This window comes from Tomitella cavernea, assembly GCF_016599145.1.
GTDB classification, from domain to species: Bacteria; Actinomycetota; Actinomycetes; order Mycobacteriales; family Mycobacteriaceae; genus Tomitella; species Tomitella cavernae.
Map to the genome: position 1 here is coordinate 37,747 of NZ_JAENKO010000001.1, position 15,835 is coordinate 53,581.

The following is a 15,835-nucleotide window of genomic DNA, read 5'->3' on the forward strand; positions in this document are numbered from 1 at the left end:
CGGTAGTCGTGACAGTGGCGATGCGGACCCGCCCCTCCGCCCTGCGCGGACGCCTACAGAGCCGGCCAGCCCAGCAGCTCCCGCGACGCCGACTCGTCGTACAGCTTCTCGAGGCGGGTGATCTTGTTCTCCGAGTTGATCCGGATCGAGTAGACGAAGGGGATCTCCGCCTTCTTGTGCGTCGGCGGCACCGGCCCGCCGTCCCCCGTGTGCTGGGCGTAGGACATCCCGTGCAGCAATGCGATACCGGCGTCCGCGTCATACCCGGACGCGACCAGCGCATAGGTGGAACCGCGGAATGTGGTGGCGAACGCCCCGGCGACCTGGTCGCAGTACGCTGCCAGCGTCGTCAATCCGGTGTAGCTGCCGGCCGGGCTGTGGAACTGCGCGTCGGGTTCGGCGTACTGGCGGCATTCGTCCCATCCCTGCGCGGACTCGCAGGCGTGGAAGAACTTCTGTGCGGTTTCGAGGGCTTCCATGGGCTGTCCTTCCGAAGGCGCATCGCAAGCGGCAAGAGGGTCGATATGTGACGCACAGCATTTCGCATTCCATGCGCTTCGGGGTACTGCTCCCGGCAGGCGGGAACACGGTGATACCACTCCTGGCATGGAGAACCCGTGGTAGCGGCCAGGCCCGGAGACAGGGAAACCGCCGAAACGAACCATCCAGCGCCCCAAGCCCCTACAGTTGCCCCGGAGAACGACCGCGAAGGAGAGCCCCGTGGCCGCACCCGCAATGAACCGCACCCTTGGCGCGACGATCGCGACGAGCGCAGCGCTCGGCATCGCATTGACCCTCGGTGCCGGGACCGCCGCAGCCTACGACTGGACCGGGGTCGCGCAGTGCGAATCCGGCGGAAACTGGCATATCGACACCGGCAACGGCTACTACGGCGGGCTGCAGTTCAGCATGCCCACCTGGCAGGCGTACGGCGGCGTCGGCAATCCGGCGCACGCCACCCGTGCCGAGCAGGTCAGGGTGGCGGAGCGCGTGCTCGCCGGCCAGGGCATCGACGCATGGCCGACGTGCGGCACGCACCTGCGCCCCGGCATCAGCCCTGCACTGGCCGCCGAAGGGTTCCTGCCACCGGGGTCGCTGGACCTGCTCCCGGGGTCCGTGGATCCGGGCTCACTCGACCCGCTCGGTTCGGCGGCGGCGATGATCCCACCGGGGTCGATCGCGCTGCCGTTCCCCTGACGTGCGGCGCATCCCCCAAGCCGAGCACCTGTTGCATCGCAGTCCCGGCGGAACCGGTGCGACGTGCCCATCGAGGGGGATGGTCGCCGGACACGGGATGATGTCGGAATGACGAGCACCGCACCGCGCTTCTTCTCCGCTTCGCCAGCGGCGTTCCTCGGCCGCGATTCCTACGTCGACACGACGGACCCCGACATTCTGACGCTGGCGCGCGGCCTGCGGGCACGGGCGGGCTCCGCCGCACCCGGCACCGACACCGCAACGGCCTATGCCCGAACGGCTTTCGAGTGGGTCCGAGACGAGGTGGCGCATTCCTACGACGCCCGCGACCCACGCGTCACGCTCACCGCCGGCGAGGTGCTCGCCGAACGCGTGGGCCTCTGCTACGCCAAGGCGCACCTGCTGGCCGCGTTGCTGCGGTGCGAGGGCATCCCCGCAGGCGTGTGTTACCAGCGGCTCGAGCACGGCGACGGACACGTCCTGCACGGCCTCGTCGCCGTGCACCTCTGCGAAGCCTGGCACCGGCAGGACCCGCGCGGGAACACCGGCGGCATCGACGCGCGGTTCTCGCTGGGCGCCGAGCGACTGGTGTGGGCCATTGATCCGACTCGCGGCGAGGTCGATTACCCGGAGCTGTACGCGGCGCCGGCGCGGTGCGTCGTCGACACGCTCCGCGGCGCCCGCAACGTGCTGGACCTCTACGACAACGGGCTGCCGACGGAGCTCTGGCCGCCCCCGTCGCGACCCTGACCGCACTCCCTTCGTCCTATCGGCGTCGCGCGAGCGTGGTCCTCGCGGCCTCCTCCCCCTCGCGCATCGCCTCGAGCGCGGTGCGCGGCGCTACGCAGTCGCCCGCGCGGACGGCCCCTGCGAGCGATATTCCGGGCAGCCGAGGCGCGCAATCCACCACCAGTACGCACGGCACCTCCCTACGCTCACCGGTGTGGCCGTGCTCGAGCACCGCTGCCCCGTCGCGTTGCCCGCGCAGCACCGAGAGCACGTGCCTCGTCACCCCGGCGCGAGCCAGGCGCACATTGGCGCCGACGAGGTCGCCCGCGCGTGCCAGCTCGGCGCCCGCGACCGGGTCGGGCGTCACCAGGTGCACCGTGCGGCCGGCCGCGGCCAGCCATTCGGCGAAGGCGACGCCCACCGGGCCGCCTATCGGATCGTTGACCAGCACAGGACCGTCGGGTAGTGGTAGAACCCCGCCCACGGTATCGAGCACCGCAGCGGCCTCGGCCCAGGCCTCGCACGGCACGCCCGCCGGCCGTGGCAGGCCGCCGGTCGCCTGAATCACCGGCGTGCCGCATCGCAGCGCCTCCGCCGCGCGCCGCTCGCCGTCGTCCACACCGCACTCGAGCCGCACACCGAGTCGCGCGCACTCGCCCTCCAGCCAGCCGCGGAGGCCGGCGAGCGCCGGGCGTGCGACCGCGGCCGCCTGCAGTACCCCGCCGGGGGCCGCTGCACGCTCGAGCACCGTCACCCGCGCACCACCGACCGCCAAGACGCGCGCGGCGGCCAGGCCGGCGACCCCTGCGCCGAGCACCAGCACTCCGAGAGGATCCGCCGCGGTTGCCTCTGCGCAATCGGCCACAGCCTCCCCGCACTCCTCCGCCACCGGAATCGACTCCCCCGGCGGACCCGGCCGCACGGCGCAGTCGACGAGCGGATTGCGTGGGTCGTCCACCATGCACCCCTGGTTGCACAGAAGGCACGGGCGCGGAGCAACACCCGCCTGCGCGCAGGCCACCAGGTGCGGGTCCGCGATGAGGGCGCGGGTCATCTCGACGAGGTCCGCCGTGCCGTCCTCCAAGAACCCTTCCGCTGCAACCGGCTCCGTCACGGATCCCTGCAGTGCTACGGCGGCACGGCCGTCGGCGGCCGCACGCATCGCCCGGCACAGCTCCGCGTTGAAGCCGGGCGCCGTGTCGAACTGCGCGTGCGCCTGCGCCCACGGCGGCAACGCCACCGGCCGGTACGCGTCGACGGTGTAGAGGCCGCCGCGCACGACGGTGATCAGGTCCGCAACGTCCGCTGCCCGGCGCACCGCCGCCGTCGCCTCGTCGGGTCCGATTCCGCCCCAGGACACTGCCTCGTCACAGGTGAGCCGCAGCGCGACCACTGCGTCACCCACGGACTCCCGCACCGCGACGAGAACCTCGAGCAGCAGCGCCGCACGGTCCTCCCCGTAGGCGTCGGCCCGGCGGTTCGTGAGGTTGGAAAGGAACTGCCGCAACAGGGATGTCGGGCCGGCGTCGATCTCCACGCCGTCGCACCCGGCACCGGCAGCCCGCCGCGCGGCATCCGCGAATCCGGCGACGACGGCCGCGATCTCGCCGCGCTCCATGACCGCGGGCATTTCTCGGGTGGCCGGATCCGCCACGGCCGACGGGCCCCACAGCGCCCCTCTGTCGCCGAATGCGCTCTTGCCCTGCATCCCGCGGTGACCGAGCCCGGCGAGCACGAAGGTGCCGTGCGGGCGGCAGGCCTCGGCGATCCGCGCCCAGCCGTCGGCGCATTCCGCGGCGAGCGGTGCACGTTCGTACGGCCAGTCCGACGGGTGCACCGACGCCGTCTCCGTCACTACGATGCCCGCGCCGCCCGCCGCGCGCTCCGCGTAGTAGGCGGTGTGTGCGGACGACAGTGCGCGGCCGGCGCCCAGGTTGGTGACGTGCGGGCCGAACAGCACCGCGGACGCCGGACGCCGGCCCGCCACGCGCGCCCGCCGCGCAAGCGGAAGCCGCGCGGCCGGTGCAGGCCGCGCGGGTTCGCCGTCGTGCAACGCTGCGCTGCTCAGGCGCCCGTCTCCGTTCAGGCGCCCAGCTTCCGCACGAAGTCCTCGGCCATGATGAGGTCCTCGGGGCTGAGGTCGTGCACCGACTTGTGGCCGAGCCCCAGCACCGCCGAGTCGATGCCGCCGCGCATGATGTCCAGCACGTTCTCCACGCCGGCCTGCCCGTTGGCTGCGAGGCCCCACAGGTAGGCGCGGCCGATCATCACGGCCTTGGCGCCCAGCGCGAGGGCCTTGACGACGTCGCCGCCGCGGCGCACGCCGCCGTCCATGACGACCTCGATCTGGTCGCCGACGGCCTCCGCGATGGGTCCGAGCGCGCGGACCGGCGCCGGGGTGCCGTCGAGGTTGTTGCCACCGTGGTTGGACACGGAGATCGCGGTGACGCCCGCGTCGACGGCGCGCTTGGCGTCGTCGACCCGCATGACGCCCTTGAGCATGAAGTTCTCACCCCACTGCTCACGCAGCCAGGCGACGTCCTCCCACGTGGGCAGCGGGGTGCCCATCCATTCGCCGTAGGCGCCGAAGAACGTCGGCGCCGGCTGCCCCGGCTTCTTGAGGTTCGGCGTCGTGAGGTCCGGGATGGCGCCGGACTTGGCGTACTGCAGAAGCCACTTGGGGTGCAGAGCGCCCTGCAGGGCGTTCTTGCGCATGGCGGTGAAGTCCATCTTCTCGGGGATCTCCGGGCTGCCCCAGTCGCGGCCCATGGAGAACGACCAGTCGAGCGTCATGATCAGGCCCTTGGCCCCGGCGGCGCGGGCGCGTTCCATGCGCTCGACGAGCGTGTCCCTGTCACCCACCCAGTACATCTGGAAGAACGTCTGCGGGTTGGCCTCCGCGACCTCTTCGATGGACTTGCTGGCGAAAGAACTCAGCCCCATCGCCACTCCCCTGTTGGCGGCTCCGCGGGCGACGGCCACCTCTCCGTCGGGGTGCACGGCCTGCACACCGGTGGGCGAGATCATCACCGGCATCGACAAAGGCTGGCCCATCACCTCGGTGGCAAGCTCGCGTTCGTCCTTGAGCCCGGCCACGTGCGGCGCGAAACCGAGTTCGCTGAAGGCGTTCATGTTGTCGCTGGTGGTCAGGCCCTTCTCGGAGCCGGCGACCAGCGCCATGTAGACGGGCCGCGGAAGTCGTTTCTTCGCGCGGCGCTGCGCCTCGGCGACGGTCTCGAACCAGGGGTTTACCATGTGCTGCTACTTCTTTCCGGTGATCTGGGGAGGTGGCGGGTGCCGATTCAGCGCATCTGCTCGGGCAGGTCGGCGAGCGGGTTTTCGTCGCATGCGCGCGACGGCGGCCGCGTGATGAGGTTGAGCGGGATGGGCGTGCCGGGCCCGCTTCCGCGTTTGCGGCCGCGGTGCGACTGGTCGACGCTGGGCTTCGGCAGCGCCATGTCGATGCCCCGGTCCGCCAGCAGCGCCTCACCGTAGCCCTTGACGCATTCGGGGTCGGGGCCGTCGAGCGGCAGCCCGGTGAAGAACTTGGCCGCCATGCATCCGCCGCGGCACGAGTCGTAGAAGTTGCAGCTGGCGCACGCCCCGGCGGACTGCGGATCGCGCAGCTCGCGGAACAACTCCGCGGACTTCCACACCGACTCGAAGCCGCCGTCGCGCAGCACGTTGCCCGCCAGGAACTCATCGTGGATGGCGAACGGGCAGGCGTAGACGTCGCCGACCGGGTCGATCAGGCACACCACGCGACCGGCCCCGCACAGGTTGAGCCCGGGCAGTCCGCCGCCGTTGCCCCCCGCACCGGTGCCGTCGCCGTAGGCGGAAAGGTGGAAGAACGAGTCACCCGTGAGGACCCCTTCGCCGTGGGCGACGAGCCAGTCGTAGAGCTCGCGCTGCTGCTCGGGCAGGGGGTGCAACTCGTCCCACACGTCCACGGCGCGGCCCGACGGGCGCAGCCGGGTGATGCGCAGGGTGGCGCCGAAGCGGTCCGCGAGCGCCTTGAACTCGTCGAGCTGGGAGATGTTGTGGCGGGTGACGACAACCGAGATCTTGGCGTCCTGGAATCCGGCGTCGGCCAGGTTCTGCAGAGCCGTGGTGGCCATGGCGAACGAGCCTTTGCCGCGCACCGCGTCGTTGACCTCGGCGGTGGCGCCGTCGAGCGAGATCTGCACGTCGACGTAGTCGGAAGCCGCGAGCCGCTCGGCGATGGCGCGGTCGATCTTCAGACCGTTGGTGGAGAACTTCACGCCCACCTGGTGGTCGGTGGCGTAGTCGACGAGCTCCCAGAAGTCGGGCCGCACGGTGGGCTCACCGCCGCCGATGTTGACGTAGAACACCTGCATGCGCTGCAGCTCGTCGATGATGGCCTTGCACTGCTCGGTGCTGAGCTCGTCGGGATTACGCCTGCCCGACGACGACAGGCAGTGCACGCACGAAAGATTGCACGCGTAGGTGAGCTCCCAGGTCAGGCAGATGGGGGCGTCGAGGCCGGACTCGAACTGGTCGACGAGGCGGCCGACGGGAGCCGGCTGCGAAAGGGTGGCGGTCATGGGTACTCCATTACTGCTCGGGGATACTGCTCAGGCGGCCGACTGGCCGGCACGCACGAGCATGTCCGACGACGCGAGCGTCGTCAGCGCGTGCACGTACAGGTGCCGCGACTGCTCATCGACACCGGCCGCGTCGATGGCGTCGGCGATGGTCGAGTGCTCGGGCAACGACTGCACGATCCCCACGACGGTCCGGTTCTTCAGGAACGACAGCTTCCTGGTACCGAAGTGATAGAGCAACGCCCCGAATGTCTCGGGCCGCAGCGCCACCTGGGGGTGCAGCCGCCACCCGGGCTCGGTCTCGAACCCGGGGGCGGCGGCAGTCATCAGTAGACCCCGCACATGCCGTCGATCGAGACCTCCTCGATCAGCGACTCCTCGGCCACCACGGTGTCCACGGCATCGGCCTGGACTGCATTGCGGTCGGACATGCGAACCTCCTTCGACGATGGCCACGGCCAGGTGGCGACTGTGACCTGATTCATCACTGTAATGGCATCGGGTGCATAATTGCATCAGCGGGAGGAGATCCGATGCCGCATGTCACAAAACCCGCCGGTCGGGCAGGTCGGCGCCCCTCCACGAGCGCCGACCGGATCGGCGCGGTCGGTATCAAGCTGTTCACCGAGCAGGGCTTCGAGGCGACGAGCGTCGACGAGATCGCCGAGACGGCCGGCATCGCACGCCGCACCTTCTTCCGCTATTTCCCCTCCAAGAACGCTGTGCCCTGGGGCGACTTCGAAGGCCACTTGGCGCGCATGCGGGAGGGGCTGGCCGCGCTCCCCGACGGGATCCCGCTCGCGGAGGGGCTGCGCCGCGTGCTCATCCGCTTCAACACGTTCCCCTCCGAGGAGGCCGTCACCCACCGGCGCAGGATGGCGCTGATCCTGGGCGAGCAGCCGCTGCAGGCGTACTCGATGCTCATGTACACCGACTGGCGCCAGGCGATCGCCGAGTACGTGGCACGGCGCACCGGCATGCGCCCCGACGAGCACATCCCCCAGTCAGTCGCGTGGACGATGCTCGGAGTGGCCCTTTCCGCCTACGAGAAGTGGCTCGACAACGCGGACGACGCCGGCGAGGGGGCGCAGCCGACGGGGGCGCGGCCGGAAGCACGCGTCCCCGACGTCTCCGGATCGGCCGCCCGGCTGCACGCCCTGCTCGACGAGGGGATGCGCGTGCTCGATACCGGCGTGGGATCACTGCCGACGGCGCCGGGCCGCACCGACCGACCAGGAGCCGCCGCCGATGCGGGGCTGCGACCCGCCGGCAGCGCGTACACGACGCGATGACGCCCCCGCCCGGCCCGTCCGTCAGCGCGTCACGTGTGCGTGGAGATCCCGCAACAGCGCCACCTCGGCGAGGTGGTGGATGAGCTCGCGGTGGATGTGCAGGACGAGCGTCGACATCGGATAGTCCGCCCACGGGCCTTCCGCAGGCCCGCTCGGCGCGGCCAGCCCGTCCTCGCCGAGCCCCTCGACGCCCGTGAGCCAGGCGGCGTATTCGGCGTCCAGTTGCGCCAGCGCTTCCCGCGCGGTGCCGGCGTAGTCGAATGTCGTGTAGTCGACCTGCTCGCGGCCGAAGTGGCCGGCGTTGCGCATCGCGAGGACGCCGACGATGACGTGCCCCAGCCGCCAGGCGATCGTCGTCACCGGCGCCGGCGACGGCGCGGTGAAATCGAAATCGATGGTGAAGTCTCCGGAGCCCCCTTCGATGGGGGCGGTGCCCTCTCCCCGCGGATGCACCGTCCACGCTCCCGGGACCGGCTGCCAGAAGTACTCGGCGTCGGTCAGTCCGGCGAGTCGCGGCCGTATCTGGTTGTCCCAGTGCCGGGAGATCTGAAAACGGAGTTGCGAGTTCCAATCGGCTGCGTTCATGACTCCACCGTGACGCATGAACAGGACAACTCCGGTCCTCTTTGTCCATGATCGACGGATGTTGGTCCATGATCGACGGATGAGGAGAACCGGCCGCCCCCATACGCCGGGCATCCGGCCGCCCCGAGATCGCACATCGGCCGCCGCCATACTGGCGTCGCTGCGCCGCGGCCTCGCCGACGATGATCCGGCGGGGCCGCTGTGGCGCGCGGCTCAGGCTTTCCGCGGCGTCGGGTTCCTCTACGCGCTCGGCTTCCTCGTAGCGGTGGACGCGGATCTGTTGCACCCGGAGGCCACCTGGGCCTTGTTCGGCGTACTCACCGCCGCGAACCTCGTGTGGGCCGTCGGCTACCTGCGCGGTTTCGCGCGCCGCGGAGGGTGGGTCGCCGGCGAACTGGTCGTCTCTGCCGCGATGATGCTGTCCACCTCGCTGGTCGCCGACGCGGAGTGGATCGCGCACAACCAGACTTGGCCGACAACTCTGTGGATGGCGAGCGCCGTGCTGTCGGCCGCCCTGCTCGGCGGTGCTCGCTGGGGCCTGGCGGGCGCGGTGACCATCGGCGCGGCGAACTACTTCGTCAAAGGCGAGATCATCCTCAACTTCGGGCGCAACGCGACGATGATCCTGCTCGTCGCGGCCTCGGTGGCCGTGGGACTGGCCGCCTCACGCGCCCGCGTGACGCACGACAGGCTGGCCACTGCGATAGGGCTGGCCGCCCGGTCCGCCGAACGCGAACACCTCGCCCGCGAGGTGCACGACGGGGTGTTGCAGGTTCTCGCGTTGATCGCCCGGCGCGGGCGCGAGATCGGCGGCCCCACCGAGGAGTTGGCTCTGCTCGCCGCCGGGCAGGAGCGCAGCCTGCGGCGGCTCATCGCCGCGGCACCGCCGAACCCCGTTCCGGTCGCCGGGCCCGCCGATCGTGATCTCGGCGCGGCGCTGCGGGCGCTGGCCGAGGACCGCGTCCACGTGAGCACCCCCGCCGACCCCGTCCCAATGCGCAGCGCGACGGCCGACGAGGTGCTCGCCGCCGTCGCCAACGTCCTCGACAACGTGGCACGGCACGCGGGCCCCGGCGCCCGCGCCTACATTCTGCTCGAGGATGTGGGCGACGAGGTGGTCGTCAGCATCCGCGACGACGGCGCCGGCATCGCACCCGGCCGCCTGCGGGAGGCAGCGTGCGCGGAGGGCCGGATGGGCGTGTACCGCTCCATCGTCGGGCGGATCGAGGACCTGGGCGGGATCGCCCGCCTGGAATCGGAGCCGGGGACCGGGACAGAATGGGAGCTGACCATCCCCGCTCGTGTGGAAGGGGCGGGGACCGGACGAAAGGCGGGCCCCCGGTGACCGAGTCGAATCCCGCGCTGCGGGTGATGGTCGTGGACGACCATCCTCTGTGGCGCGACGGCGTCGCCCGTGACCTCGCAGAGGAGGGGTTCGACGTGGTCGCCACCGCCGACGGCGTCGCCTCCGCCGCCGCCCGCGCCGCGGCCGTGCGCCCCGACGTGGTCCTGATGGACATGCAGATGCCCGATGGCACGGGCGCCGAGGCGACGGCGCAGGTGCTGGGGGCGCACCCCTCTGCTCGCGTGCTGGTGCTCTCCGCCTCCGACGAGCGCGACGACGTCCTCGACGCGGTCATGGCGGGCGCCACCGGATACCTGGTCAAGAGCGCGCAGAGGTCGGAGCTGGTGGCCGCCGTCGTCGCCACCGGCGACGGACAGGCGGTGTTCACTGCCGGGCTCGCCGGCCTGGTACTCGGCGAGTACCGGCGGATCGCCCGCGCCCCCGACGCCGACGCCCCCGTGCTCACGCCACGCGAGACCGAGGTACTCAGGCACGTGGCGAAGGGGCTGTCCTCCCGGCAGATCGCCACGCGCCTGGACATCAGTACCCGCACCGTCGAGAACCATGTGGGCGCCGCACTGCGCAAGCTCCAGCTGGGCAATCGCGTGGAACTGGCCCGGTACGCCATCGAGCACGGCCTGGACGACACACCCGGGTGAGCGCGCGGACGGCTCGTGGCTGCGCCGACGAACGCAGAAGTGACCACGGCATCTGCGTAGTTCTGCGCATGTGCCCGGCGTCACGTGCGGCGATGCTGGATCCATGAACGACGCAGCACCATCCTTGAACGACAACGCACCATCCATGAACGACAACGCACCATCCATGAACGACGCAGCACCATCCATGAACGACAACGCACCGTCCTCCTCCGCTGAACACATCGACGGCCAGTTGCGCGAACTGGCGCAGCGCCTTGCCGCGGTGAGCAACGACTTCGCCGTCTTCGCCGCAGCACGGCGAGCCCCGACGGCCGGTCCGGTCGCCGACAACCCGCCGCCCGTCCCGCGTCCGCGGCAGGAGTATCCGCCGCAGTACGCGCCGCCGCCGGTTCCGCAACGGCCATACCCGCAACAGCCGCAATCAGGGCAGCCGTACCCGCATAGGCCCTATCTGTACCCGCCGCAGCTCCCGCAGCCGTCGCGGCGGCCCGCGGCCGCACCCGGCGAGCGGCTCGCGGCCGCGGCCGAGCGCGGCCTGATCGGACGCGTCCTGGCCGTCGGCGGCGCGGTCATCACGCTCGTGGGAGTGGTCCTGCTGCTGGTCCTGGCAGCCCAGGCGGGCCTGCTGCGGCCCGAGGTACGGGTGGCCGGCGGCGCGGTGTTCGCCGTCGCCCTCGTCGCCGCGGGCGCCCACGTCGGCGGCGCTGCCGAGCGCCGCACCGGGGCCATCGCCCTTGTGGCGACAGGTGTCGCAGCGGGGCTGTTCGACACGCTCGCCGCGTCGTCCATCTACCACTGGCTTCCCGCGACCGCCGCCATCGCCGTCGGCGCCGCGATCACCGCCGGCGGCGCCTGGCAGGCCTGTCGCTGGGACAGCCAGGCGCTGTGCGTGCTGGTGTCCGTCCCGCTGCTCGTGTTCGCGCCCATAGTCACGGCAGGCGTCGACGAGACCCTCATCGGGGCCACGCTCGCCTACGCCGCCGCCATGCTGTGGCCGCAGGTGCGCCGCGACTGGACCGCCCTGTTCCTCGTCAATACCGCGGCCGCCACCCTGCCGTTGCTGTTCGCCGGCGTCGGCGAAGACCTGAACGCGTGGTTCGTCGGCGCCGCGGTGGCCGCCGGCCTCACTCTCGCCCTCGCATCGGCGGTGATCCTGCTGCCGTCCAGCACCCGGGGAGCCCTGCTGGGCTTGGGGTCCGCGATCGCCGCGCTGCCGGTGTTCACGCTCCCCACGGTGCTCGACCGCCCGATGGCCGCCGTCGTCGCCGGGGTCTGCACGGCGCTTCTCGCCGCTGCCGCCTTCGGCACCGCCCACCGCACTGCAGTGCCCGTCTCCTGCAGGATCACCTGGGTCTCCGCAGCGGCGGTCACTGCCCTCGCGGCCATCGCCTACGCTTCCTCGATCGACGCCGTTGCTCCGGCACTGCTCAGCACCGCCGTGGTGATGGGACTCGCCACGCATCGGGCCGGAACTCTGCGTCGCGTCCTCCTGATCATCGCGACCGTGTTCGGGGCGACGGGCCTGGCGGCGATGATCTACGCCGGTGCGATCACGCAGCTGACCGTTCCCGGCGGCATCGACCCGTCGATTCGCGCGTCGATGCTCATCAGCACGCTCGTCGCGATCGCCGCGGCAGCAGCGCTGACCGCCGCCTGGGCCGACGACGCGGGCACTGAGGACGGCCCGGTGTGGATCGCCGGCGGCGTGGTCATGCTGTCGCTCGTGACCCAGCTGTGCATCAGCACAGCCGATCTGATCACCGGCGGCACCGATGGCGGATTCCGCGGCGGCCACACCGCTGCGACCCTCGTCTGGTTCGCCACCGCCGCGGCGGCCCTTCTGTGGGCGCGTTCGGCGGCCGGGCGTGCGCGGACCGTCGCCCTCGCCACCGGGCTCGTCGTGATCGCCGCGGGGGTCGCGAAGCTGCTGCTGTTCGACCTCGCAGCGTTGAGCGGAATGTTCCGGGTGATCGCGTTCGTCGCCGCCGGGCTGGTGCTGCTCGCCCTCGGCGTCGCCTACGCCCAGCGGCTCACCGGCGAGGGGCCGGACCGACAGCCAGCTGCCGACACTGCCGGCCCCCGGAACCTCTGATCAGCAAGCCCGCGCCGAGCACCTGATGCACCGGTAGACCGACGCACCAGGTGCTCGGCTTGCGCCGCAGACACTCGGAACGTGATCCGGCTCAGGCGATGTGCGCGGAGGTCGTCACCGGCACTCCGTGCGTGAGGTTGTCGAGAACCGGGCAGTGCTTCTCCACCGTCGCGATGAGGTGCTCGTAGCGCTCGCGCGGCTCGGGGCCGGAGAGACTCACCTGCACCTCGATACCCCGGAATCCGGGGCGCACGGCCTCGTCCAGGCCGAAGAACCCGCGCAGGTCGACATCCCCGCCCAGCTTGATGTCGACGGTATCCAGAGCCAGGCCAAGCTTCTGCGCCCACACCTGGAACGTGATCGCCTGGCAGCTGCCCAGTGCCGCCAGCAGATGTTCCACGGGGTTGGCGCCGGTGTCGTCGCCGCCGAGCGCTGCCGGCTCGTCGACGGTGAAGGCGTGGTCCCGCGCCGTGATCCGGACCTGCGTGGCGGTGCCGGGCACGTGTGCGGCGCGCACCTCGCTGCGCAGCCGGTGCCCTTCGGTGGCGGTGTCAGCAGTGGTGTCGTCGGCGGTAGTCGTCATGGTGGTCCTTTCGTCGTCCGCGCGGCAGTATGCGTGCGGGCACGCAGGGGCCCGCGCCGCCGCGCGGCGCACAGTGGTGGCAGAGGAATCGTGGAAGTGAGAAATCGCGGATGTGCAGCGCGCCACCGACGATCGGGGGCGCGAGGGCTACCGCCGGTCAGTTCCGGCCGAGGGGCATTCGACAGCCGTCGGCGCCCACCCTGCACAGGTCGATGTGCCTGCGGGCATGCAGGAGAACGAAAACGGCGGTGGCGTTGCAGCGCATGTGATCACCCATCCATCGCTCCTGGCGGGAGCACCCGCACCCGAATATCCGGGGGGTTGCTGCGGCGTCGTCGAACCAGGCTTCTCGGCCGCTCTTGATAGCTGGCGGCACCCAGCCTAACGCATGCGCCGCGTAGTCCGAGCGCCTGTTCCCGCTGGACGCCGGAGAACAGGCGCTCGGACTACGCACGAAGCGTTCGGACCGGCCGGACCGCCCTGGAACCGGGCACGCCGCTCACTCAGTTCCGCGCCGTCTACAACCCGGCCCGGACACTGCGCGCCGCCTCGACGAGGTGGCGCAGCGACTCCGTCGTCTCCGCCACCCCGCGGGTCTTGAGCCCGCAATCGGGGTTGACCCACAGACGCTCCGCCGGCACCGCCGCCAGCGCCTCCTTGAGCAACGAGGCGATCTCGTCGACTCCCGGCACGCGCGGCGAGTGGATGTCGTACACCCCCGGCCCCACTCCCAGGTCGAACCCGACCTCGTTGAGGTCGCCGAGCACCTCCATGTGCGAGCGGGCCGCCTCGAGGGAGGTCACGTCCGCGTCGAGCCCGGCGATGGCTTCGATGACCTCGCCGAACTCCGAGTAGCACAGGTGCGTGTGGATCTGCGTCGAATCGGCCACACCCGACGTGGCCAGCCGGAATGCCCCTACCGCCCAGTCGAGGTAGGCCTGCTGATCCGCCGCCCGCAGCGGCAGCAGCTCCCGCAAGGCGGGCTCGTCCACCTGGATGATCCTGATGCCTGCGGCTTGCAGGTCCACCGTCTCATCCCGGATCGCCAGCGCCACTTGATCCGCGGTCTCCGCCAGCGGCTGGTCGTCGCGGACGAACGACCACGCCAGAATGGTCACCGGACCGGTGAGCATCCCCTTCACTGGCTTCTCGGTGAGCGACTGGGCGTAGGTGATCCACTCGGTCGTCATCGGCGCCGGCCGCCGCACGTCGCCGTAGAGGATCGGCGGGCGCACGCACCGGCTGCCGTAGGACTGGACCCAGCCGTTCTCTGTCGCGAAGAATCCGCCCAGCTGCTCGGCGAAGTACTGCACCATGTCGTTGCGCTCCGGCTCCCCGTGCACGAGCACGTCCAGCCCCAGCTCCTCCTGCAGCGCAACGACTTCGGCGATCTGCGACTGCATGCGGCGACGGTACTCCGCGTCGTCGATGACACCCTTGCGCAGATCGGCCCGCGCGACGCGGATCTCCCGCGTCTGCGGGTAGGAGCCGATCGTCGTGGTCGGCAGCAACGGCAAGCCGAGGCCGCGCTGGGCCTTCCGGCGGATGTCGGCCCCGCCTCTTCCCCTCGTCCCTGAGGTCAGCGCATCGATCCGGGCGCGCAGCGACTGGTCGTGCAGACGCGGGTCCTCGCGCCGTGACCGCAGCGCGGCCCGGCCCGCGTCGACGGCGCCCACCACGGCGTCGAGTCCCTGACGCAAGGCCGTCGCCAGCGTCACGACCTCCACGGATTTCTCCGCACCGAACGCGAGCCACGAACGCAGCGGCTCTTCAAGCCCGGTCTCCGCGTCGAGCGTGTAGGGCACGTGCAAAAGCGAGCACGACGTGGACACCGCCAGCGAGCCGACGCTGCCCAGCAGCGTGACGAGCGTGCCGAGCGCACGCTCCAGGTCGGTGCGCCACACGTTGCGGCCGTCGACCACACCTGCCACCACATGCTTGCGTGCCAGGCCCGGCACCGTCGCGAGCGTGTCCGCGCCGGCAACCAGATCGACGGCGATGCCGTCGATCCCCGTGGCCGCGAGCGCAGGCAGCGCATCGCCCAGGCTGCCGAAGTAGGACGCGACGAGGATCGCGGGGCGCTGCACCACGGCGGCGAGCTCGTCGTACACGCGGCGGACGACGGCGATGTCGTCAGCGGTGCGGTCGGCCACCAGGGCGGGTTCGTCGATCTGCACCCACTCGGCACCCGCCTCGGCGAGCAGACCCAGCAGTTCGGCATACAGCGGCAGCAGTTCGTCCACGCGGTCCAGCAGCGTTCCAGAGCCGTCGACCTTCTTGGACAACAGCAGGAATGTGACCGGGCCGATCACCGCCGGCCGCGCCGGAACGTCCTGCGCCCGCGCCTCGGCGAGCTCGCCGAGCAGCTTCGACGGGTCGAGCGCGAACCGCGTCCCCGGGGAGATCTCCGGGACCAGATAGTGGTAGTTGGTGTCGAACCACTTCGTCATCTCCAGCGGCGCGACCGTGTCGGTGCCGCGGGCCGCCGCGAAATAGCGGTCGAGTGGATCGTCGATGTCCGAGACCCGCTCCGGCAGCGCTCCGAGCATGACGGCGGTGTCCAGCATCTGATCGTAGTGGGAGAAGGTGCCGACGGGGATCGCATCGAGACCGGCGGCCTGCTGCTGCGCCCACATGCCCGCCCGCAACTCCGCACCGGTGGCCAGAAGCGCGTCGGCCCCGATGCGGCCAGCCCAGTAAGCCTCGACGGCCCTTTTGAGTTCTCGCCGTGGTCCGATGCGGGGGGAACCCAGGACTGTTGCAGTGAATGTCGTGTCCACGTGTA

Annotated in this window: 15 protein-coding genes and 1 riboswitch; of the genes, 6 read left to right on the forward strand and 9 right to left on the reverse strand. The window is 71.1% G+C overall.

What is annotated here, in order from left to right; translation table 11 throughout:
- Nucleotides 1–53 precede the first annotated feature (53 nt).
- Nucleotides 54–479, reverse strand: a complete 426-nt coding sequence (locus tag JJ683_RS18770; protein ID WP_242474271.1) for a nuclear transport factor 2 family protein — start codon at nt 477–479, stop codon at nt 54–56.
- A 241-nt stretch (nt 480–720) separates the two neighbouring features.
- On the opposite strand from JJ683_RS18770, the gene JJ683_RS00145 reads away from it, so the two are divergent.
- Nucleotides 721–1,197: a transglycosylase family protein gene (locus JJ683_RS00145; protein ID WP_307810599.1), complete on the forward strand. Its 477-nt coding sequence runs from the start codon at nt 721–723 to the stop codon at nt 1,195–1,197.
- Between the two features lie 108 nt (nt 1,198–1,305).
- The gene (locus tag JJ683_RS00150) at nt 1,306–1,947 is read left to right on the forward strand and encodes a transglutaminase domain-containing protein (protein WP_200170672.1); all 642 of its coding nucleotides are present in this window, start codon (nt 1,306–1,308) and stop codon (nt 1,945–1,947) included.
- A gap of 16 nt (nt 1,948–1,963) precedes the next feature.
- Here the strand turns inward: JJ683_RS00150 and JJ683_RS00155 are convergent, their stop codons facing one another.
- The 5 genes from JJ683_RS00155 to mftA all read right to left on the reverse strand — a co-directional run bounded on the left by JJ683_RS00155 (nt 1,964) and on the right by mftA (nt 6,922).
- The gene (locus JJ683_RS00155; RefSeq protein WP_200170673.1) at nt 1,964–3,913 is read right to left on the reverse strand and encodes a mycofactocin system FadH/OYE family oxidoreductase 1; all 1,950 of its coding nucleotides are present in this window, start codon (nt 3,911–3,913) and stop codon (nt 1,964–1,966) included.
- A gap of 95 nt (nt 3,914–4,008) precedes the next feature.
- The gene (mftD, locus tag JJ683_RS00160) at nt 4,009–5,181 is read right to left on the reverse strand and encodes a pre-mycofactocin synthase MftD (RefSeq protein ID WP_200170674.1); all 1,173 of its coding nucleotides are present in this window, start codon (nt 5,179–5,181) and stop codon (nt 4,009–4,011) included.
- A gap of 47 nt (nt 5,182–5,228) precedes the next feature.
- Nucleotides 5,229–6,491 carry a mycofactocin radical SAM maturase gene (mftC, locus tag JJ683_RS00165; RefSeq protein WP_200170675.1) on the reverse strand — a complete coding sequence of 421 codons (1,263 nt, stop codon included), beginning with the start codon at nt 6,489–6,491 and terminating at the stop codon, nt 5,229–5,231.
- 30 nt (nt 6,492–6,521) lie between these two features.
- Nucleotides 6,522–6,818: a mycofactocin biosynthesis chaperone MftB gene (gene mftB, locus JJ683_RS00170; RefSeq protein WP_200170676.1), complete on the reverse strand. Its 297-nt coding sequence runs from the start codon at nt 6,816–6,818 to the stop codon at nt 6,522–6,524.
- Nucleotides 6,818–6,922 (reverse strand): mycofactocin precursor MftA, encoded by a 105-nt coding sequence (mftA, locus tag JJ683_RS00175; protein ID WP_182345902.1) that lies wholly within the window; start codon nt 6,920–6,922, stop codon nt 6,818–6,820. Before mftA ends, mftB begins: the two co-directional genes overlap by 1 nt.
- 102 nt (nt 6,923–7,024) lie before the next feature.
- On the opposite strand from mftA, the gene mftR reads away from it, so the two are divergent.
- Nucleotides 7,025–7,783, forward strand: coding sequence for a mycofactocin system transcriptional regulator MftR (gene mftR / locus JJ683_RS00180; RefSeq protein ID WP_200170677.1), 759 nt, complete (start codon nt 7,025–7,027; stop codon nt 7,781–7,783).
- A gap of 21 nt (nt 7,784–7,804) precedes the next feature.
- On the opposite strand, the gene JJ683_RS00185 is transcribed toward mftR, so the two are convergent.
- The gene (locus tag JJ683_RS00185; RefSeq protein ID WP_200170678.1) at nt 7,805–8,368 is read right to left on the reverse strand and encodes a DinB family protein; all 564 of its coding nucleotides are present in this window, start codon (nt 8,366–8,368) and stop codon (nt 7,805–7,807) included.
- A gap of 79 nt (nt 8,369–8,447) precedes the next feature.
- Between JJ683_RS00185 and macS the strand changes: the two genes are divergently transcribed.
- The 3 genes from macS to JJ683_RS00200 all read left to right on the forward strand — a co-directional run bounded on the left by macS (nt 8,448) and on the right by JJ683_RS00200 (nt 12,467).
- Nucleotides 8,448–9,713 carry a MacS family sensor histidine kinase gene (macS, locus tag JJ683_RS00190; protein ID WP_200170679.1) on the forward strand — a complete coding sequence of 422 codons (1,266 nt, stop codon included), beginning with the start codon at nt 8,448–8,450 and terminating at the stop codon, nt 9,711–9,713.
- Between the two features lie 26 nt (nt 9,714–9,739).
- On the forward strand, nt 9,740–10,372 hold the full coding sequence (locus JJ683_RS00195) for a response regulator (RefSeq protein ID WP_242474288.1): 633 nt from the start codon (nt 9,740–9,742) through the stop codon (nt 10,370–10,372).
- 187 nt (nt 10,373–10,559) lie between these two features.
- Nucleotides 10,560–12,467 (forward strand): DUF2339 domain-containing protein, encoded by a 1,908-nt coding sequence (locus JJ683_RS00200; protein WP_200170681.1) that lies wholly within the window; start codon nt 10,560–10,562, stop codon nt 12,465–12,467.
- Between the two features lie 91 nt (nt 12,468–12,558).
- Here JJ683_RS00200 and JJ683_RS00205 read toward each other — a convergent pair whose 3' ends face one another.
- Both JJ683_RS00205 and metE read right to left on the reverse strand, forming a co-directional pair.
- On the reverse strand, nt 12,559–13,050 hold the full coding sequence (locus tag JJ683_RS00205) for an OsmC family protein (protein WP_200170682.1): 492 nt from the start codon (nt 13,048–13,050) through the stop codon (nt 12,559–12,561).
- 274 nt (nt 13,051–13,324) lie between these two features.
- Nucleotides 13,325–13,419, reverse strand: a riboswitch (SAM riboswitch).
- Nucleotides 13,420–13,568: 149 nt separating this feature from the next.
- Nucleotides 13,569–15,830, reverse strand: coding sequence for a 5-methyltetrahydropteroyltriglutamate--homocysteine S-methyltransferase (metE, locus tag JJ683_RS00210; RefSeq protein WP_200170683.1), 2,262 nt, complete (start codon nt 15,828–15,830; stop codon nt 13,569–13,571).
- Between the last annotated feature and the right edge of the window lie 5 nt (nt 15,831–15,835).